General features: G+C 74.4%; 14 protein-coding genes. 3 read left to right on the top strand and 11 right to left on the bottom strand.

Going from position 1 to position 17,104, the window contains the following annotated elements:
* Positions 1-128 precede the first annotated feature (128 nt).
* The 5 genes from ACR9E3_RS11715 to solA are packed head-to-tail and all read right to left on the bottom strand — an operon-like array spanning position 129 to position 6,138.
* Positions 129-1,310 carry a M24 family metallopeptidase gene (locus tag ACR9E3_RS11715; protein ID WP_460380450.1) on the bottom strand — a complete coding sequence of 394 codons (1,182 nt, stop codon included), beginning with the start codon at positions 1,308-1,310 and terminating at the stop codon, positions 129-131.
* Positions 1,307-2,242 (bottom strand): PDR/VanB family oxidoreductase, encoded by a 936-nt coding sequence (locus tag ACR9E3_RS11710; RefSeq protein WP_460380448.1) that lies wholly within the window; start codon positions 2,240-2,242, stop codon positions 1,307-1,309. The genes ACR9E3_RS11715 and ACR9E3_RS11710 overlap by 4 nt, the downstream gene beginning before the upstream one ends.
* Complete coding sequence (locus ACR9E3_RS11705; protein WP_460380447.1) at positions 2,233-3,657, bottom strand: aldehyde dehydrogenase family protein; 1,425 nt, start codon at positions 3,655-3,657, stop codon at positions 2,233-2,235. The genes ACR9E3_RS11710 and ACR9E3_RS11705 overlap by 10 nt, the downstream gene beginning before the upstream one ends.
* The gene (locus tag ACR9E3_RS11700) at positions 3,654-4,952 is read right to left on the bottom strand and encodes an aromatic ring-hydroxylating oxygenase subunit alpha (RefSeq protein ID WP_460380445.1); all 1,299 of its coding nucleotides are present in this window, start codon (positions 4,950-4,952) and stop codon (positions 3,654-3,656) included. The genes ACR9E3_RS11705 and ACR9E3_RS11700 overlap by 4 nt, the downstream gene beginning before the upstream one ends.
* Positions 4,945-6,138 (bottom strand): N-methyl-L-tryptophan oxidase, encoded by a 1,194-nt coding sequence (gene solA, locus ACR9E3_RS11695; protein ID WP_460380444.1) that lies wholly within the window; start codon positions 6,136-6,138, stop codon positions 4,945-4,947. The genes ACR9E3_RS11700 and solA overlap by 8 nt, the downstream gene beginning before the upstream one ends.
* A gap of 188 nt (positions 6,139-6,326) precedes the next feature.
* Here solA and ACR9E3_RS11690 point away from each other — a divergent pair, with 188 nt between their 5' ends.
* Positions 6,327-7,253, top strand: a complete 927-nt coding sequence (locus ACR9E3_RS11690; RefSeq protein ID WP_460380442.1) for a LysR family transcriptional regulator — start codon at positions 6,327-6,329, stop codon at positions 7,251-7,253.
* Between the two features lie 87 nt (positions 7,254-7,340).
* Here the strand turns inward: ACR9E3_RS11690 and ACR9E3_RS11685 are convergent, their stop codons facing one another.
* A complete protein-coding gene (locus tag ACR9E3_RS11685; RefSeq protein WP_460380441.1) occupies positions 7,341-9,491 on the bottom strand; it encodes an HNH endonuclease signature motif containing protein in 2,151 nt (716 codons plus the stop codon).
* Between the two features lie 70 nt (positions 9,492-9,561).
* Here ACR9E3_RS11685 and ACR9E3_RS11680 point away from each other — a divergent pair, with 70 nt between their 5' ends.
* Complete coding sequence (locus ACR9E3_RS11680) at positions 9,562-9,888, top strand: hypothetical protein (protein WP_460380439.1); 327 nt, start codon at positions 9,562-9,564, stop codon at positions 9,886-9,888.
* Positions 9,889-9,893: 5 nt separating this feature from the next.
* Here the strand turns inward: ACR9E3_RS11680 and ACR9E3_RS11675 are convergent, their stop codons facing one another.
* Both ACR9E3_RS11675 and ACR9E3_RS11670 read right to left on the bottom strand, forming a co-directional pair.
* Positions 9,894-11,006, bottom strand: coding sequence for a mandelate racemase/muconate lactonizing enzyme family protein (locus ACR9E3_RS11675; protein WP_460380437.1), 1,113 nt, complete (start codon positions 11,004-11,006; stop codon positions 9,894-9,896).
* Positions 11,007-11,047: 41 nt separating this feature from the next.
* Positions 11,048-11,950 (bottom strand): LysR family transcriptional regulator, encoded by a 903-nt coding sequence (locus ACR9E3_RS11670; protein ID WP_460380435.1) that lies wholly within the window; start codon positions 11,948-11,950, stop codon positions 11,048-11,050.
* Positions 11,951-12,022: 72 nt separating this feature from the next.
* Here ACR9E3_RS11670 and ACR9E3_RS11665 point away from each other — a divergent pair, with 72 nt between their 5' ends.
* On the top strand, positions 12,023-13,414 hold the full coding sequence (locus tag ACR9E3_RS11665) for an MFS transporter (protein ID WP_460380433.1): 1,392 nt from the start codon (positions 12,023-12,025) through the stop codon (positions 13,412-13,414).
* On the opposite strand, the gene ACR9E3_RS11660 is transcribed toward ACR9E3_RS11665, so the two are convergent.
* Genes ACR9E3_RS11660 through ACR9E3_RS11650 form a run of 3 tightly spaced genes read right to left on the bottom strand, consistent with a single transcriptional unit; the run spans position 13,324 to position 16,764 of the window.
* Positions 13,324-14,040, bottom strand: coding sequence for a 2OG-Fe(II) oxygenase (locus ACR9E3_RS11660; protein ID WP_460380432.1), 717 nt, complete (start codon positions 14,038-14,040; stop codon positions 13,324-13,326). The two genes, ACR9E3_RS11665 and ACR9E3_RS11660, sit on opposite strands and share 91 nt — an antisense overlap.
* 41 nt (positions 14,041-14,081) lie before the next feature.
* On the bottom strand, positions 14,082-15,443 hold the full coding sequence (locus ACR9E3_RS11655) for an LLM class flavin-dependent oxidoreductase (protein ID WP_460380431.1): 1,362 nt from the start codon (positions 15,441-15,443) through the stop codon (positions 14,082-14,084).
* A 16-nt stretch (positions 15,444-15,459) separates the two neighbouring features.
* Complete coding sequence (locus ACR9E3_RS11650; protein WP_460380429.1) at positions 15,460-16,764, bottom strand: MFS transporter; 1,305 nt, start codon at positions 16,762-16,764, stop codon at positions 15,460-15,462.
* Positions 16,765-17,104 lie beyond the last annotated feature (340 nt).

The following is a 17,104-nucleotide window of genomic DNA, read 5'->3' as shown; positions in this document are numbered from 1 at the left end:
CCCAGACGGGTGAGCCGGGCCACGGGCGCCGGCGTGTCGCCGAGGCGAGCGTGTGGCGATCCTGGCCCCATCGGCGTGCTGTGTTGAATGGCCAGGAAAGCCGCATTCCTCGAACACCCGGGCGATGGTCAGCCGTGCAGCAGACGGTCGTCGGCCGGCGCGAACGACAGCAGCTCCGGCGCGCCGTCGGTGATCACGATCTGGTCCTCGTACTTCGCGCCGGCGGCGCCGCCCACGCGGCCCGTGTAGGCCTCGACGCTGATCACCATGCCGGGCTCGAGCACCCCGCCGTGGTGGCCGTCGACGACGATCGCCGGGTACTCGTCGGCGGCGCCGCAGCCGTGGGCGAGGAAGGGGTAGCGCTGGGCGCGGTACTCCGCGGGCAGCCGGGGGCCGAGCAGCTCGCCCAGCTCGCGGAACGAGCGGCCGGCGCGGAACTCGGGCATGGCTTCGTGGACGAACCCGTACGCCGCGCGGTAGGCGTCGCGCAGCTCGCGGGACGGGGCGGCGTCGCCGCACACGTAGGTCCGCGAGATGTCGGTGAGGTAGCCGTGCGGTCCGACCAGGTCGGTGTCGAAGGCGACCGGCTCGCCGTCCCGCACGACGCGACCGGACGCCTCCTGCATCCACGGGTTCGTCCGCGGCCCCGAGGAGAGCAGGCGGCTCTCGGAGTGCAGCGCGCCGCTCGCGAAGGCCTCCCGCATGAGGTCCGCCCACAGCTCGAGCTCGGTGCGACCGGGCTCGAGGTGCTCGAGGAAGCGCCGCACGGCGATGTCGGTGAGCCGGGCGTTCTCCCGGTGCACCGCCAGCTCGAGGTCGGTCTTCACCGACCGCGCGACCTCCAGCACGCCGACGGCGTCGACGAGGCGGACACCGAGCTCGGCCAGCGCGAGGAACACGACGGCCTCCGCCCGGTCGATCCCGAGCGGCGCGCCCTCCAGCCCGCGCTCCCGCAGCGCGTCCCGGACCTGCGCCATCGCGGCGACCGCGTGCCCGGCGCTGCGGTCGCCGGAGCCGAAGAACGTGAACGTGGTCGTCGGGCGGATCTCGCCGTCGAACCGCCGGCGGGCGAGCGGGATCGACTCGGTCGGCTCCCAGAGGATCGGGTCGTGCTCGGCGAACACGAGCGCCCAGCGGTAGGAGCAGTGCAGGTTCGCCACGAGGTACGACCCGTCGCACGTCGCGTACCGGACGTTCGCGGGGTCGAACAGGAGCGCGGCCGCGAGCCCCTGGTCCCGCAGGGCCGCGCGCGCCCGCGCGAGCCGTCCGGCGCCGAGCGCCCGGACGTCGGGGCCCACCTCGACACTCACAGGTCGAGCTCCAGGCGCGGGCAGCCCCGCTCGGCGCGGGACACGCAGATGAAGATCGTGTTCTGGTCCTGCTTCTCCTCGTCGGTCAGCAGCGAGTCGCGGTGCTCGGCGCGCCCGGCGAGCAGGGGCGTCTCGCACGTGCCGCAGGTGCCCTCACGGCAGGACCAGAGCGCGGGGATCCCCGCCTCCTCGGCGACGGTGAGGATGCTCTGGTCCGGCGCCACCGTGGCCGTGATGCCGGTGGCGGTGAACGCGACGTCGAAGCTCTCGGAGCCGGTGTCCTCGCGCTCCTTCGGCGTGAAGCGCTCGACGCGCAGGCTGCCCGTGGGCCAGGCGCTCATCAGTGCCTCGACGGCGTCGAGCATCGGCGCGGGACCGCAGGCGTACACGAGCGTGCCCGGCTGCGGGATGGCGAGCAGGCCGGTGAGGTCGAGCAGTCCGACCTCGTCCTGCGGGGCGACGGTGACGCGCTCGCCGTGGCTCACGAGCTCGTCGCGGAACGCCATCGAGGTGCGGGTGCGGCCCCCGTAGAGCAGCGTCCACGCGGCGCCGGCGCTCTCGGCGGCGGCGATCATGGGCAGGATCGGGGTGATCCCGATGCCGCCGGCGACGAAGACGTAGCGCGCCGCGGGCTCGAGCCCGAAGTGGTTGCGGGGCTCGCCGACCTCGACGATGTCGCCGCCGTGCACCTTGTCGTGGACGTGCTCCGAGCCCCCGCGGCCCATCGGTTCCCGCAGGACGCCCAGCCGCCAGCGGTCGCGGTCGGCGGGCTCGGAGCACAGCGAGTACTGGCGGACGAGCCCTCCCGCGAGGTGCACGTCGACGTGGGCCCCGGGGGCCCAGGCCGGCAGCTCGCCGCCGTCGGCCCGTCCCAGCGTGAGGGACACGACGCCCTCGGCCTCGTCGCGGCGCTCGTGGACGATCATGCGCATGGTGCGGGTCCTTCCTGGCCGGGGCCGACGCGTGCGACGACGGTCTTCTGCTGGAGGTAGCTGTCGAGCGCGATCAGCCCGCGCTCGCGGCCGGTGCCGCTGAACTTGGTGCCGCCGAAGGGCACCGCCACGCTGCCGGCGAAGTACTCGTTGATCATCACGTAGCCCGCGTCGACCCGGTCGGCCACGCGCAGGGCCCGGTCGAGGTCGCGCGTGTGGATCCCGGTGCCCAGGCCGTAGTCGGTGCCGTCGGCGAGCTCGAGGGCCTCCTCCTCGCCGTCGAACGGCAGCACGACCAGGACCGGTCCGAAGATCTCCTCCTGGGCGATCCGCATGGTCGGGGTGACGTCGGTGAACACGACGGGGGCGACGAAGTGGCCCGCGTCGGGCAGCGCGGCGGGGCTGCCGACCATGGCTGCCCCCTCGCGGACGCCGAGGTCGACGTAGCCGGTGACGCGCGCGCGGTGCTCGGCGGAGACCAGCGGGCCGAGGTCGGGGTCGTCGACGCCCGGCCCGATGGTCAGCGCCGCGGCGCGCTCGGTGATCCGGGCGACGAGCTCGTCCTGCACGGCGCGCTGCACCAGCAGGCGCGTGCCGGCGTCGCAGTACTGGCCGGTGTTGGCGGTGAAGCCGGTGACGACCTGGCGTGCGACGTCGTCGAGGTCGGCGTCCGCGAACACGATCTGCGGGGACTTGCCCCCGAGCTCGGTGACCACCGGCGTGATGTGCTCGGCGGCCGCCCGCAGCACCGCCCGCCCCGTGGTCACCGAACCGGTGAACGTCAGCGAGCCGACGCCCGGGTGGGCGGCCAGGGCGTGGCCGGCCTCCGCGCCGAGGCCGGTGACCACGGTGACGGTGCCGGCCGGGTAGCCGGCATCGTCGACGAGCTCGGCGAACCGCAGGGCGGTCAGCGGCGTCTGCTCCGCGGGCTTGACCACCGCGGTGTTCCCGGCGGCCAGCGCCGGCGCGACGCTGCGGCACAGCATCGACAGCGGCGCGTTCCACGGCACGATGTGGGCGGTGACGCCGACCGGCTCCCGCACGGTCCAGGCCAGCGAGCCGGGCCCGAGCGGGATGGTCTCGCCGTGCAGCTTGTCGGCGGCGCCCGCGTAGTAGTCGAGGTAGGCGACGCAGCCCGCCACCTCGGACCGCGCGAGCGAGAGCGGCTTGCCGGTGTCGAGCGTCTCGAGCCGGGCGAGCTCCTCGCGCTCGGCGTCGACGGCGGCCGCGAGCGCCCGCAGCAGCCGCCCGCGGTCGGCCGGTGTCGTGCACCGGACCCGGCGGGCCGTCGTCCGCGCCCGCGCCACGGCGTCGTCGACCTCGGCGGTGCCGCCGCGGGCGACGTGGGTGATCGTCCGCGCCGTGGAGGGGTCCTCGACGGCGAGGGTGTCGGCACCGACCAGGGTGGCGGTCACGGGTCCGGGAACATCCGCGTCATGGTGTCCTCGTCGCCCCCGGGGACGCGCTCGACGCCGACCATCTTGTCGATCACCATGTTCTGGAAGCGGTGCAGCGGCTCCTCGAACCGGAAGCACATGCGCCCGCCGCGGTAGGCGGGGTTCTCGAGCCCCTCCTGCACGCGCTCGACGATCTCGAGGTCCTGGGTGTTGACGAGGTCCCAGAACTTCACGAGCTGCTCGATGCCCTCCTCGGCGTCCGGACCCTCGAGCGACTCGGGGTGGGCCAGGAGGACCGCGGTCTCGACGGTGCGGTTCGGGGCGACCGGCTTGTTGAACAGCACGAAGGCGTGGTTGGGCAGCACCACCAGCGCGGTGCCGGGGAAGAACCACACGAAGCGTCCGCTGTCCGCGTCCTCGGGGCCGAGCGAGCTCAGGGCCGCGAGGCCGTCCCAGCCGCCGGCGTCGGTGTTGCGCGACACCGGGGTGGTGCACATGCCCGTGTACATGCCGGGGCCCTGCCACCGGTAGTGGTCGGAGAACTTCGAGACGAGGTTGAGCTCCGGGTGCACCCAGGGCAGGTGGTAGTACTCCATGAAGTTCTCGCCGATGAGCTTGTAGTTCGCGGCGACGTCGTAGGTCCGGCGGCGCTGGGTGACCCACTCGTCGAGGCGGTAGTCGGCGAAGCGCTCGGGCAGGTCACCGAGCTGCTCGGCCAGCGGCCGCGGGGTGGGCGAGAGGTTGACGAACACGAACAGGCCCCAGCTCTCGACGGCGACGTCGAGGAGGCCGTAGTCCGCGCGGTCGAAGTTCTTCGCCACCGAGGTGTCGAAGATGGCCTCCTCGCCGGCGGGGACGTCGGAGTCCTCGAAGAGCGGGGTGCCGAGGCACGTGCCGTCGGTGTCGTAGGTCCAGTTGTGGTACGGGCAGCGGATGCGCCCGCGGTGCCCGACCTCGCGGGCGTCGTTGGCCAGCAGCTTCGTCGCGCGGTGGCGGCACAGGTTGTGGAAGGCGCGCAGCTGCCCGTGCCGGTTGCGGGTCACGAAGATCGACCGGCCGGCGACCTCGACGACGATGCAGGCGCCGGGCTTCGCGACGTCGCTGGTGATGCCGACCGCGACCCAGCTGTCGGCGAACAGCCGGTCCTGCTCGAGGGCGAAGAACTCCGGGCTGGTGTAGGCGTCGGGCAGCAGCGTCGAGGCGAGCTCCACCGGCTGCCGCGTACTGCGGTAGGTGCTCTCCAGCGTGAAGAGGGCCGGGTCGACGGGGCGCGCCGGCAGGGTGGTGTACGGGTCCACACGCGTCTCAGACATGGAAGCTCCGCGGAAAGCTCGGGTCGGTCAGGGCGGGCCGGGTGATCGAGAAGGCGTCGATCGGGTGCGAGGGCTCGTGTCCGAGGGCGAGGTCGGCGAGCAGACGCCCGATGAGGGCGGCGAACTTGAAGGCGTGACCGGCGCCGTTCGCGACCGTGATCTGCGGGTGGTCCGGCAGGGTGTCGAGGATGAAGTTCTGGTCCGGCGGGACGGTGTAGAGGCAGGTCTTCGAGTAGAGCTCCGGTCCGCCGAAGCGGGGGACGTGGTGCTCCAGGAAGTCGGCGTAGCGCGCGCGGCGTACCGGGTCCGGCTCGAAGGTGCGGGTGTCGGCGGTGGTCTCCTCGCCGCCCATGTGCTGGCCGAGCTTGGTGGCGACCTCCCCGTACACCGGGAAGCCGTAGAAGTTGTGGTGGCCGTGCCACATGAAGACCGGGAAGCGCGACGGCGCGAACTCCGCCAGGTGCGGCGTCGCGTAGTAGGTGACCTGCTCGCGCAGGACGGTCAGGGGCAGCTGCGGCCCGGTCTCGGCGAGCACCTGGTTGGTCCAGGCGTCGGCCGTGACGACGACGCGGTCGGCGGACAGGGTCTCGGTGTCGGTCACGACGGCGACGCCCTCGCCGTCCGGCCGGATCCCGCGCACCGGGGTGTTCGCGCGGATCTCGGCACCGTGCGCCCGGGCCAGGGCGCGGTGCACGGCGTTGGCCCGCCCGGCGTCGACGATGCCCGAGTCGGGCTGGTAGAGCGCCTGCTCGCTGCCGCCGACGCGGAACTGGGGCCAGCGGGCGGCGAGCTCGTCGGCGTCGAGGCGCTCGTAGCCCACGCCGTAGCGGTCGAACATCGCGGTGTAGCCCTCGATGTTGCGGTTGCCCGTGGCGATCCCTGCGCGGGCCGCGCGGTCCTCGATGACCAGCCCGCCGGTGCGGGTGACGATCTGCTGGCGGGACTCGGCCTCGACCTCGTCCCACGCCTTGTAGGCCGGGCCCGCGAGGGCGGCGTACTCCTCCTGGTGCTGGGCGAGCCGGATGATCCGTGAGTGGTCCTGGGACGCGCCGCGGACGTGCCCGAGCTCGAACTGCTCGAGGCCCAGGACGGAGCCGTCGCCGGCCCCGATCTCGGCGGCGAGACGGTAGAGGGCTGCCGAGCCCAGGCCCCCGAGGCCGACGACGATTGCGCGGTGAGCCGCCATCAACTGACTCCTGCGACGGCCGGGGGATCGCCCCGGCGGACGGTGGTGGGCGCACCCGGTGGCGACGGTGCCCGTGGTGCGGGTGGTGCTGAGGGTGGTGCTGGGGTGGTGCTGCCCACGCAGTGTCAGCGCCCGGGATCGTCCACGTCCATCGAAACGTCGGACCTATGATCTTGTACGATCGGTACATGATCGACCGGCGTCTGCAGGTCCTCCAGGCGATCGCGCGGCACGGCACCGTGACCGCCGCCGCGGAGGTCTGCCGTCTGACGCCGTCGGCGGTCTCGCACCAGATGCAGGCCCTCGCGCGCGAGCTCGACGTGGTGCTGCTCGAGCCCGTCGGGCGCACGGTCCGGCTCACCCCGGCGGCCCACACCCTGATCTCCCACGCGGAGACGCTGACCGCGCAGTGGGAGCACGCGCGGGCCGACCTCGCCGCCCACCGCAGCGGCGACGTCGGCGGCACGCTGCGCTTCGCAGGGTTCTCCAGCGCGGCTGCGGTGGTGGTGCCGCGGGCCCTCGACCTGCTCCGCGACGAGTACCCCGCGCTGCGCGTGCACCTGCGCGAGAGCGAGCCGGCGCGCTCGTTCGACCTGCTCGCGGCCGACGACACCGACATCGCCGTCGTGGTCGCGACGCCGAGCATCCCGCCCGCCTCCGATGCCGCGTTCGACCAGCACCAGCTCGTCGACGAGCCCCTCGACATCCTCGTCGGCCCCGACCACCCGCTGGTGGGGCGCGACGTCGTCGGCCTCGGCGATCTCGCGGCCGAGCCGTGGATCTGCGGCAACACCGGGCGCGCGTACCACCAGCTGGTGACGCTCGCCTGCACCACGGCCGGCTTCGCCCCCGACATCGCGCACTACGCCGACGAGTGGGACACGGGCGCGGCCCTCGTGGCGCGCGGCTTCGGGGTCGCGCTCGTGCCGCGGCTCGCCGACCTTCCAGCCCACCACGACACCCGGCGCCTCCGGATCACCACCGACCCCGTGCCCACGCGCCGCGTCATCGCCGCCGTGCGGGCGGGCTCCGGTCTCCAGCCCACGATCGCGGCGGGCCTCGACGCCCTCCGGCGGGTCGCGGCGACCGACCTGCCGGCCCTCGAACAGGACTAGCCGGACGCCCGGACGCCGGGACGCCGGGACGCCGGGACGCCGGGGCCCGGTGTCGGTCGGCCGGTGCCGTCGTGCGGCCTCCGTCTCTCAGAAGGGCGGCGGGCCGTCGTAGCGGGACGGCGTCGGTGACGCCGGCGGCGGTGGTGTCGTGCGGCGCCGTGCGGCAGGGACCCCGTGGAGCTGGTCGTCCTCGTCGTCCGTGAGGTCGTCGGGCCAGCCGTCGTGCGGGAGAGGTCGCGGCCGGGTAGCGGGCCGAGGGTCGGGCAGGGGGTCGGTGACCCGCTTCGGCGCGGTGGCATGCGTGACGCCGGCGCGCGTGCGGATGACGAAGCGCCCGGCGGCGGGTTGGGTGACGCACCAGCCGGCGCGGTGCTTGGCGCGGTGGTGATGGGTGCACCAGGCACCCAGGTTCCACGAGGCGGTGGGCCCACCGTAGGCGTGGTCGCGGGTGTGATCGATCTCGGCACGGTGGGCGGGACGGCGACAGCCCGGGACGACGCAGCAACGGTCGCGCACGCGGATCCAGCGGTCGAGTTCGGCGCCCGGGCGCCGCCGCGTCCACTGGTCGAGGTCGTCGTCGGCGTCGGGTGGCCGCCCGGGTCTGGACGTGGCGGCGAGGTCGTGGGCGCGGGTCTGGAGCTCGCGGATCAGCGGTGCCCAGCCGGGGTGTCGGTCGGGGTCGAGGGCAGCGAGCAGCGTCGTCGGGACCTGGAGCTCGACGATGCCGGCTGATCGCTGTGTCCCCCGCGCCCGGTGCTGGCCGCGGGGGCGGGGATGTCGTGTCGATGGTGGCGGCGGGCGGCGGCGGGCGAGCAGGACGTGTGCGAGCCGACCGTCGTGATCGGTGAGGACGACACGCCATTCACCGTGGCGGTGGGCGTGGAGCACGGCGAGGGCGTCGTGGGGCAGCACGGTGCCGTAGCCGGGGACGATGGCGGGGCGCTGGTCGAGCCCGAGGGCGGTGCTGAGCCGGATGCGGAGCTCGACGGAGCCCTGCCGCAGCCGTCCCGGTCTGCGGTCCGATGGCTCGGGCGGGTCGAGCAGTTGGTGCTCCGAGCCGGGTCGGGGCGGTAGGCCGAGGAGATCGAGCACGCCCTGCTCGGCGGCCGTCCGTGGCCCGGGGACCACCAGCCCGGCCATCCCGCCCTCGCAGGGTCCGCTGCCACCCCGCTCCGTCGGGTCCGGAGCCGGAGCCGGGGTCGGATCGTCGACCAGATCGCTGTCCGGGTCGACCGCATCGACCGGGTCGCCGGACGCGCTGGACTCGTCCTCGGACTCGTCCCTTGGCTCTTCCTCGGGCTCGTCCTCGGGCTCGTCCCTGGGCTCTTCCTCGGACTCGTCCTCGATGTCGGGTCGGCCGTCGCCGGAACCGCCGTCGCCGGGTCCACCGCCGTCGGGGTCGTCGGGACTGCCGTCGGGGTCGTCGGGGTTGTTGGCGGCGTGGTACTCGGCGGCCATCTGGATCGCGATGCCGCGGTCGTCCACGCCGGCGGTGGACCCGTCGAGCAGCCGCATCCCCACCTGCAGGCGCAGCTGCCTGATCGGGGTGAGCACCCCGAGCGCGCGCACCGCGGCGGCCAGCGCGTCGATCCGCGCCTGCGAAGCGATCCCCTCCGGGGCAGGCGCGTCGACGAACGACAACGTCGCCGTGCCCGACGGGTTCGCCGAGAGCAGCACCTGCGCGCGGGACTCGGCGCGCTTGCGGCGGCGCTCGGCCCAGTCCGGGTCCAGCGCCGCGATCACCGACTCGATGCGCTCCTGCAGGGCCCGCACCGGCAGCTCCGGCGCCTCGGGCAGCACCACGGAGCACACCTCGTGGGCGTGGTCATCGGTGAGGTCGGCGGTCCACTCGCTCACGGTGCGGGCCTTGGTCTCGTCCAACCAGCCGGCGTGCAGCGCCTCGCCGACCTCGGGCAGGCGCACGAGCAGGTCGTCGGCCAGGTTCAGACGCCGCGCGGCCATGGTCGGCGACCAGCCCAGCAGCGCCGAGACCTCGTCGCGGGAGAACTCGTCGAGCTCGGGACGCCGCGTACACGTGTCGGCCTCGGCACGCCCGAGATGGTGCAGCGCGTCGAACAGCACCGCGGTGGCCCGGTTGTGGGCCCGCCAGCAGTCCCGCACGTACGCCCCGAGAGCCTCCCCGGCCAGCGCCGCCGGCGAGACGTCCTCCAGGGCCGCGACCAGCGTCGCGTCGGGCTCGGCCTCCCGGCCGACCCGCACACCCTGGTCGATGCTCACGAACCCGACGCTAGACCCGACCCCCGACAACCGATGTCGATCAAGAAAGGGCCCGCGTAGCGTCGACGGGATGGCCACGACGAGCGCGGGCAGTGGGCCGTCGATCCCCGGCGCGGGGTGGGTGCGGCCCTGGCTGCAGCTCGCCGAGATCGCGGTGTCCGCGCCCGTCGTCATCGGCTACCGCACGACGCGGCTCGTGCTCGGCGGCTGGCCGCCGCCCGCCCGGGAGCGCCGCGAGCTGGTCCGGATGGTCACGGAGAAGGCCGACGCCTTCGGTCGCGCGGCCGTCGCCGCGGTGACCACCCCGCCGAAGGACACGGCGGTCGCCGTCGGTGCGGCCGTCGCCCCCGTGCACCGCACGGTGGTCGGCAACCGCCGGCGTCTCACGCGGAGCTAGTCACCCTAGACCGCCACCGGCTCGCCGAGCACGTCCTCGTCGACCGTCGCGCCGAGTCCGGGGGCCGGGCCGAGCCGGATGCCGTCGTCCGTGCGGATCGTGTCGAGGGCGGCCACGCGGCGCGTGACCATGTCCTCGCAGTTCAGCACCCCGCGCAGGAGGCGGGCGGGAACCGTCGCGCCGAGGTGCAGGATCGCGGCCAGGGCCAGCGACGAGCCGACCGTGTCCTGAACGGTGATCGTCAGTCCGGAGGCCCGGCAGAGGTCGCGGTGGCGGCGTCCCGGCGTCAGTCCACCGGCTTTCGAGATCTTCAGGTTGATCCCGTCGGCGCCCCGGTCGGCGGCGTCGGCGACGTCAACGTCGAGCGCGGCGAGCTCGTCGACCACGATCGGGTACGAGCAGCGCCGACGCAGCGAGGCCGTCTCGCGCCACGTCGCACACGGCGCCTCCAGCGCGAAGTCGAGCCCGGGCGGCAGGAGCCCGAGCATGCGCAGCGCCGACTCGACGACCAGCCCGCCGTTGGCGTCGACGAGGAAGAACTCGCCGGGCTGTCGATCGGCGAGGCTCGCGGCGATTCGCTCCGCGTCGAGCGCCGGGCCACCCTCGGCCTCGGACGCCCCGATCTTCACCGAGTGCGCGCGGTAGCCCCGAGCGCGGTACGCGGCGACCTGCGCGCGCATCGCCTCCGGGTCCCCGGCGCCGAGCGACGACATCATCGGTAGGGCGGTGTCGGTGGACCCGCCGAGCAGCTCGCACACCGGCAGGCCGACCGACCGGCCGAACGCGTCCCAGCAGGCGACGTCCAGCGCGGTCCGGGCGTCCTGGTGGCCGGTGAGGGTCTGGTCCATGAGGTCGCCGATGCGCTCGGTACGCCGCGGGTCGGCGCCCAGCAGGGCGGGGGCGAGCAGCCCGAGGGCGGCGCGGGTCCCGGCCGGGTGGGCCGCGATGTAGGTCGACCCGAACGGCGTGCTCTCGCCCCAGCCCTCGGTGCCGTCGTCACAGGTGACGCGCACGATCGACGCCTCGAAGGACGCGTAGGTCCGTCCCCCCGAGAGGTGGTAGACGCCGCCGGCGTAGGGCAGCTCGACGTCGTACAGCGCGATGCGCGTGATCCTCACGCCGCGAGAGTCTCGGCGCCGCCACCCGCGGTCCACCAGGCTCAGCTCGACACGATCTCCGCGACGAGACCGTCGATGGTCGCCAGCGCGTGGCCGATCGTCGGCTGCGCGGCCGCGCCGGCCCGGGTCAGCGCGGCGATGTGCCGCACCGGCGCCGACGGCCCGGTCAGCGGGATGCGGACGACGTCGTCGCGGTGCAGCGGCGCGAGGCGGGGGAGCAGGTAGACCCCGAGTCCGTGGGCGACGAGCGCGGCGCCCGTGTCCCACTCCGCCGAGTAGTGCGCGACCGCCGGGCGGAAGCCCGCCGCCTGGCACGCGCTCAGGAGCAGGCGGTAGTAGGGGCTCTCGGGCGTGGAGACGATCCACGACTCCGTCGCCGCGTCCCGCAGGCTCACCCGTGACCGCGTGGTCAGGCGGTGGCCGGCGGGCACGGCGAGGTCGATGCGGTCGTCGAACAGGGGGCGTTGGTCGAAGCGGGTGTCGGTGAGCGGCGGCACCCGGTCGTCCACCACGAGCAGCGCGAGGTCGCCGTCGCCGGAGAGCAGGAGGTCGACGCACCGGGCCGGCTCGGCCTCACGGATCTGGATCTCCAGGTCCGGGAAGCTCGCGCGCAGCGCGGCGGCCGTCGGGGCGAGCAGCGTCATGGCGGTGGAGAAGCCGCACAGCCCGATGCGTCCCGCCGCCTCGCCGACGGCCGCGACCTCGGCCCGCGCGTTCTCCGCGCGGGCGTGCAGCGCGTCCGCGTGCCGCAGCAGGATCCGGCCCGCGGCGGTCGGCTCCATGCGGCGTCCGACCTGGGTCACGAGCGCGACCCCGAGCTCCTCGGACAGCCCGCGCAGCTGCTGGGAGACCGCGGACGGCGTGAAGTGCAGCACCTCGGCGGCCGCCGTCACCGACCCGTGGTGGGCGACGAGCTGCAGCGTGCGCAGCCGATGGTCGATCATGTAGCGACGCTACACGCGAGTTGCAGCAACGTGAGCTGGTCCTGAAAGGTCGATGGCGGCACCGTCGCCGGTGTGCCCACGTCCGTGCTCACCCCGACGACCGTGCCCACCCCGACGACCCCCGCCGCACCCTCCGAGCCGTCCCGCGCCGCACACCGGTGGCTGCTCGCCACGCTGACCCTGCTCGCCGCCGGCGCCAACATGCCCAGCCCGCTCTATCCCGTCTACCAGCAGCAGTTCGGCTTCGACGACCTCACGCTGACGGCCGTCTACGCCGTGTACGCGCTGGTCACGGTGCCGGCGCTCCTGCTGATCGGGCCGCTCGGCGACCGGCTCCCGCCGCGCTGGGTCCTGCGCGGCGGGGTGCTCGCCGCCGCGGCGGGCTCGCTCTGCCTCGCCCTGGCCACGAGCACCGGGTGGCTGGTCGCGGGCCGCGTCGCCTACGGGATCGCCCTCGGCGCGGTCACCGGGGTGGGCGTCGCGCTGGCCGCCCGCACCGGGCGGCCCGGCCGCGGCGCGGCGAGCGGGGCGCTCGCGTTCCTCCTGGGCTCGGCCGTCGGCCCGTCGGCGACGGGCCTGCTCGCCCGGTTCGCGCCGTGGCCGACGGTCCTGCCGTTCGCCCTGCACCTCGTCCTGCTCGCCGCCGTGCTCGTCGGACTCCGCACCGTCCACCAGCCACCCCAGGAGCCCGACACGACCCGCGACACGCCGACCCGGGACCGGCGGCCCCGGATGTCGCCCGCGGCCCGTCGCGCCGTGCTCGTCGCGACCGCCAACGGCTTCCTCGGGTGGACGGTCGTCGGGCTCTTCCTCGGGCTCGTGCCCACGATGCTGGACCGCGTGCTCGGGGTGGGCGACCCGGCCGTCACGGGTGCGGTGGCAGGCGGCGTCGTCGCGGTCTCGCTGGTGACCCCGCCGGTCCTGCGCCGCCTCGGCGCGCGGCGCAGCCAGGTGGTCGGGCTCGTCGCCGTCGTCGTCCCGCTCGCGATCCTGGCCGCCGGCGCGGGGTCCCTGACCGTCGTCCTCGTGGCCGCCGTCGTCGCGGGCCTCGCCCACGGACTGCTCTACGGAGGCGCCGTCGCGACGGTGGCCGCGGTCGCCCCGCCCGCCCGGGCCAGCGGCATCACCGCCGCGGTGCACGTCGCCTGCAACGTCGGGGTCGGCCTGCCGACGCTCGTGGCCGGCGTCGCGACGGCGCTCGTCCCGCTGACGACGACGGTGTCGGTCGTCGCCGCCCTGGCCCTCGCCCTGGGCGTGGCCGTCCTCGCCCCGACCGCACGGCTCGAGCGGCCGAACGACGTGGTCACCGCGCCCTCCGCCGGCGATCTGGCCGGTCCGCGACGGAGGAGCGGGGCGGGTCGTCGCTTCGGCGGTCAGCGGGCATTGTGGAAGATCACGCCCAGCACGTGGCGGTCCCCGGTGTGCACGGCCGACACGCCGTGGCGCATCTGCACCCGGTGGTGACCCCGGGCGCCCTGCTTCGGACGGTGCCGCACGGGGAAGATCACGGCCTGGCCGAGGCCGGGGCGCGCGACCATGGGCCGGGACTGCTGGCGCGGGCGCTGCTCGACGAACACGCTCTCGCCGCCCGTGAAGTCGACGTCGGGGGTGTTGAGCATGATCAGCACCTGCAGCGGGAAGGTCAGGTCGCCGTAGACGTCCTGGTGCAGGCAGTTGTAGCCCGTGGGTCCGTAGCGCAGCACCAGCGGCGTGGGCTTGCGCTGCCCGGCGGCGGCGCAGGCCTCCACGAGGCCCTCGTGCGTCTCCGGGAACGGCTCCTCACCCAGCAGCCCGGCCCACCGGTTCGCGATCTGCGCCATGGACGGGTAGAGCCGGGTGCGCAGTTCGGTCACCAACGGCGGGAGCGGGTCGGCGAAGTACCGGTAGCGGCCCTCGCCGAACGAGAGCCGGGCCATGTCGACGGTGGAGCGGAAGGCCCCGTCGTCGTCGAACACGTCGATCATCTGCCGGCACTGCTCGGGGTCGAGGATCGGCCCGGTCATCGCGAAGCCGTCGCGGTCGAGCCGCGCGCCGATCTCCTCCCAGCGCAGGTCGTCGAGGGCGGGCACCAGGGCGGCCGTCGTCGTCATGCCCGGGAGAACACCCGTGCCGGCCGGCGCGTGGCAGGGCCTCAACGCCGGAACGCCGCCGCGGGGTGGTCCTTCGCGACGCGCGGGCCCGCCCCGCCCAGCACCTCCCGCAACGTCCCGGCCGGCGGGGTCGCCGGCATCCGACCCCGCCGGCGCAGCTCGGGGACGACGAGCCGGGCGACGTCGACGAACGTGCCGGGCGTGACGGCGTAGGAGAGGTTGAAGCCGTCGGCGCCGGTCTCGTCGACCCAGTGCTCCATCGCGTCGGCGACCTCGGTGGGGGAGCCGACGGCGACCGGCCCGCGTCCGCCGACGGCGAGGTGGGCGGTGACCTCGGCGAGCGTCCACTCCCGGTCGGGGTCGTCGGTGGTGAACGACGCGAGCGCCGAGCGCCCGGCGTCGGTCTCGACGTGCCGCAGGGGCTCGTCCGCGGGAACGCCACTGAGATCCAGCCCAGTCCAGCCGCCGAACAGCGCGAGCGCGCCCTCCTGCGACGCCACGGCCAGGTACTCGTCGTAGCGCTCCCGCGCCTCGGCGGCCGTCGGGGCCACCACCGGCGCCAGCTGCACGAAGATCGTCACCGACTCCGGGTCGCGGCCGGCCTCGGCGGCCGCGGCGCGGATGCCCGCCACCGACTTCGCGACCACCGTCGTCGACGGGCCGGAGACGAACACCGCCTCGGCGTGGCGCCCGGCGAACGCCTGTCCGCGTGCGGACGCCCCGGCCTGGAAGATCGTCGGCGTGCGCTGCGGGGAGGGCTCGCACAGGAAGGGCCCGGGGACGTCGAACCATGTGCCGTGGTGGGCGACGTCGTGCACCTTGGCCGGGTCGGTGTAGACGCCGCGCTCGGCGTCGCGCACCACCGCGTCGTCCTCCCAGGAGCCCTCCCAGAGCTTGTAGCAGACCTCGAGGTACTCCTCGGCCATCGCGTAGCGCTGATCGTGGGGCAGCTGGTCGCCCAACCCGAGGTTCGCCGCGGCGCTGGCCAGGTAGCCGGTGACGACGTTCCAGCCGACCCGGCCCTTGGTCAGGTGGTCGAGCGTCGTGAACCGGCGGGCCAGCGCGTACGGGTGCTCGTAGCTCACCGAGACCGTGATGCCGAACCCGAGCCGCGAGGTGGCCGCGGCCATCGCCGGCACCGGCAGCATCGGGTCCCCGAGCGGCACCTGCGTCCCCGCGCGCAGGGCGGCGTCGCGGGAGCCGCCGTAGACGTCGTAGATCCCGAGGACGTCGGCGAGGAACAGCGCGTCGAACCCCGCGTCCTCGAGCACGCGCGCCAGGTCGACCCAGTGCTCGACGTCGGTGTAGCGGAAGCCCTCGTCGCTCGGGTGGCGCCACAGCCCGGCGGACTGGTGGCCCGCGCAGTTCATCGCGAAGGCGTTGAGGTGGATGCGGCGTGACACGACGACAGGATTCCCCTCAGGCCGCGAGCGGGTCGAAAGCGGTCTCGCGGGCGGCCACCGCGGCCACCGTGGTCAGCACCGAGAGCACCGCGGTGAACGCCACCACGGGCCAGAACGACCCGGTGCCGCCGACGAGCGCGGCCGCGACCAGCGGCGCGAACCCGCCCGCGACCACCGAGCCGATGCCGTAGCCGAGCGAGGCGCCGCTGTAGCGCAGGCGCGTCGAGAACAGCTCGGCGAACCACGCGGCCTGCGGGCCGTACATCGCGTCGTGGGTGACGTTGATGCCGATGATCATCGCGATGACGATCAGCACCGTCGACCCGGTGCCGACGGCGAGGAAGAACAGCGCCAGCGCGATCGTCCCGCCCACCGAGCCGACGAGGTACGGCGTCCGCCGCCCGATGCGGTCGGAGAGCATCGCCCACAGCGGTGTCGTCGCGAGCCCGAGCGCCGAGGTGATCACCACGGCGAGGAGCCCCGCGCTGTTCGCCTTCCCGAGCTCACCGGCGATGTAGGTCAGCCCATAGGTGGTGAGCAGCACGAACAGCGCGATCTGCGAGAGCCGCAGGGCGGTGGTGAGCAGGACGTTGCGCGGGGCCTCGCGGAACACCTCGACGATCGGCAGCCGCGCCACCTCGCCGGCCTCGCGCAGGGTCCGGAACGCCGCCGCGTCGGAGATGCGCAGCCGGATGAACAGCCCGACGCCGACCAGCACCACGCTCCCGAGGAACGGCAGGCGCCACGCCCACGCCAGGAACGCCTCGTTGCCGGCGATCACGCGCACCAGGAACAGGGAGCCGGTGGCCAGCAGCATGCCCGCGGGCGACCCGAGCTGGGTGAAGCTGCCGAAGAAGCCGCGCCGCCGGGCCGGGGCGTGCTCGACGCCGAGGATCGCGGCGCCGGCCCACTCGCCGCCGACCGCGAGGCCCTGCACGATGCGCAGCACCACCAGCAGGATCGGTGCCCCGACGCCGATCGAGGCGTAGGTGGGCAGCAGGCCGATCGCGGTCGTGGCCAGACCCATGATCACGAGGGCGGCGACCAGCACGACCTTGCGCCCGAGCCGGTCGCCGAGGTGTCCGGAGATCACCGCGCCGATCGGGCGGGCGCCGAAGCCCGCCGCGTAGGTGGCGAACGCCGCGAGCGTGCCCGTCGTGGGGTCGACGGACGGGAAGAACAGCTGGTTGAACACCAGCGCCGTGGCGGTGGCGTAGAGGTAGAAGTCGTACCACTCGATCGTCGTGCCGACGGCACTGGCGAGGGCGACGCGGCGCGGGGTGTGGACGGTCTCGGTGGTGATCTCGGACGTGCTGGACACGCGGGCTCCCCGGGGAGGCGGACGGGACGGTGCTGACGTGTGACGTCAGCGACAGCCGCTGCTCGCCGTGCGCAGCAGATCGACGTGGCGTCGCCACGTCAGCACCCTCCGCACACCCATGAGCGGGAACCCTCGTGCGCCGTGACGAAGGAGTCAACCGCTCGGGGGACGCGTCACGTCCGGTCGCCGCGGGCCTACCCTCGATGCGTGAAGGCGCTGCTCCTGGAGAACATCCACCCGGTCGCCGCGGAGAACCTGCGTGCCCGGGGCATCGAGGTCGACGCGCGCTCGTCCGCCATGACGAGCGCCGAGCTGGTCGACGCGCTGCCCGGGGTCGAAC

This window comes from Actinomycetospora sp. C-140, from assembly GCF_054796175.1.
Note: the sequence above shows the minus strand (reverse complement) of the source record. Positions and strands in the feature narration are given on the sequence as shown.

Excerpts from the sequence above, each read along its gene's own strand:
- ACR9E3_RS11710 (WP_460380448.1), bottom strand. The coding sequence starts at position 2,242 with ATGCGCATGATCGTCCACGAGCGCCGCGACGAGGCCGAGGGCGTCGTG.
- ACR9E3_RS11700 (WP_460380445.1), bottom strand. The coding sequence starts at position 4,952 with ATGTCTGAGACGCGTGTGGACCCGTACACCACCCTGCCGGCGCGCCCC.
- solA (WP_460380444.1), bottom strand. The coding sequence starts at position 6,138 with ATGGCGGCTCACCGCGCAATCGTCGTCGGCCTCGGGGGCCTGGGCTCG.
- ACR9E3_RS11690 (WP_460380442.1), top strand. The coding sequence starts at position 6,327 with ATGATCGACCGGCGTCTGCAGGTCCTCCAGGCGATCGCGCGGCACGGC.
- ACR9E3_RS11680 (WP_460380439.1), top strand. The coding sequence starts at position 9,562 with ATGGCCACGACGAGCGCGGGCAGTGGGCCGTCGATCCCCGGCGCGGGG.
- ACR9E3_RS11670 (WP_460380435.1), bottom strand. The coding sequence starts at position 11,950 with ATGATCGACCATCGGCTGCGCACGCTGCAGCTCGTCGCCCACCACGGG.
- ACR9E3_RS11660 (WP_460380432.1), bottom strand. The coding sequence starts at position 14,040 with ATGACGACGACGGCCGCCCTGGTGCCCGCCCTCGACGACCTGCGCTGG.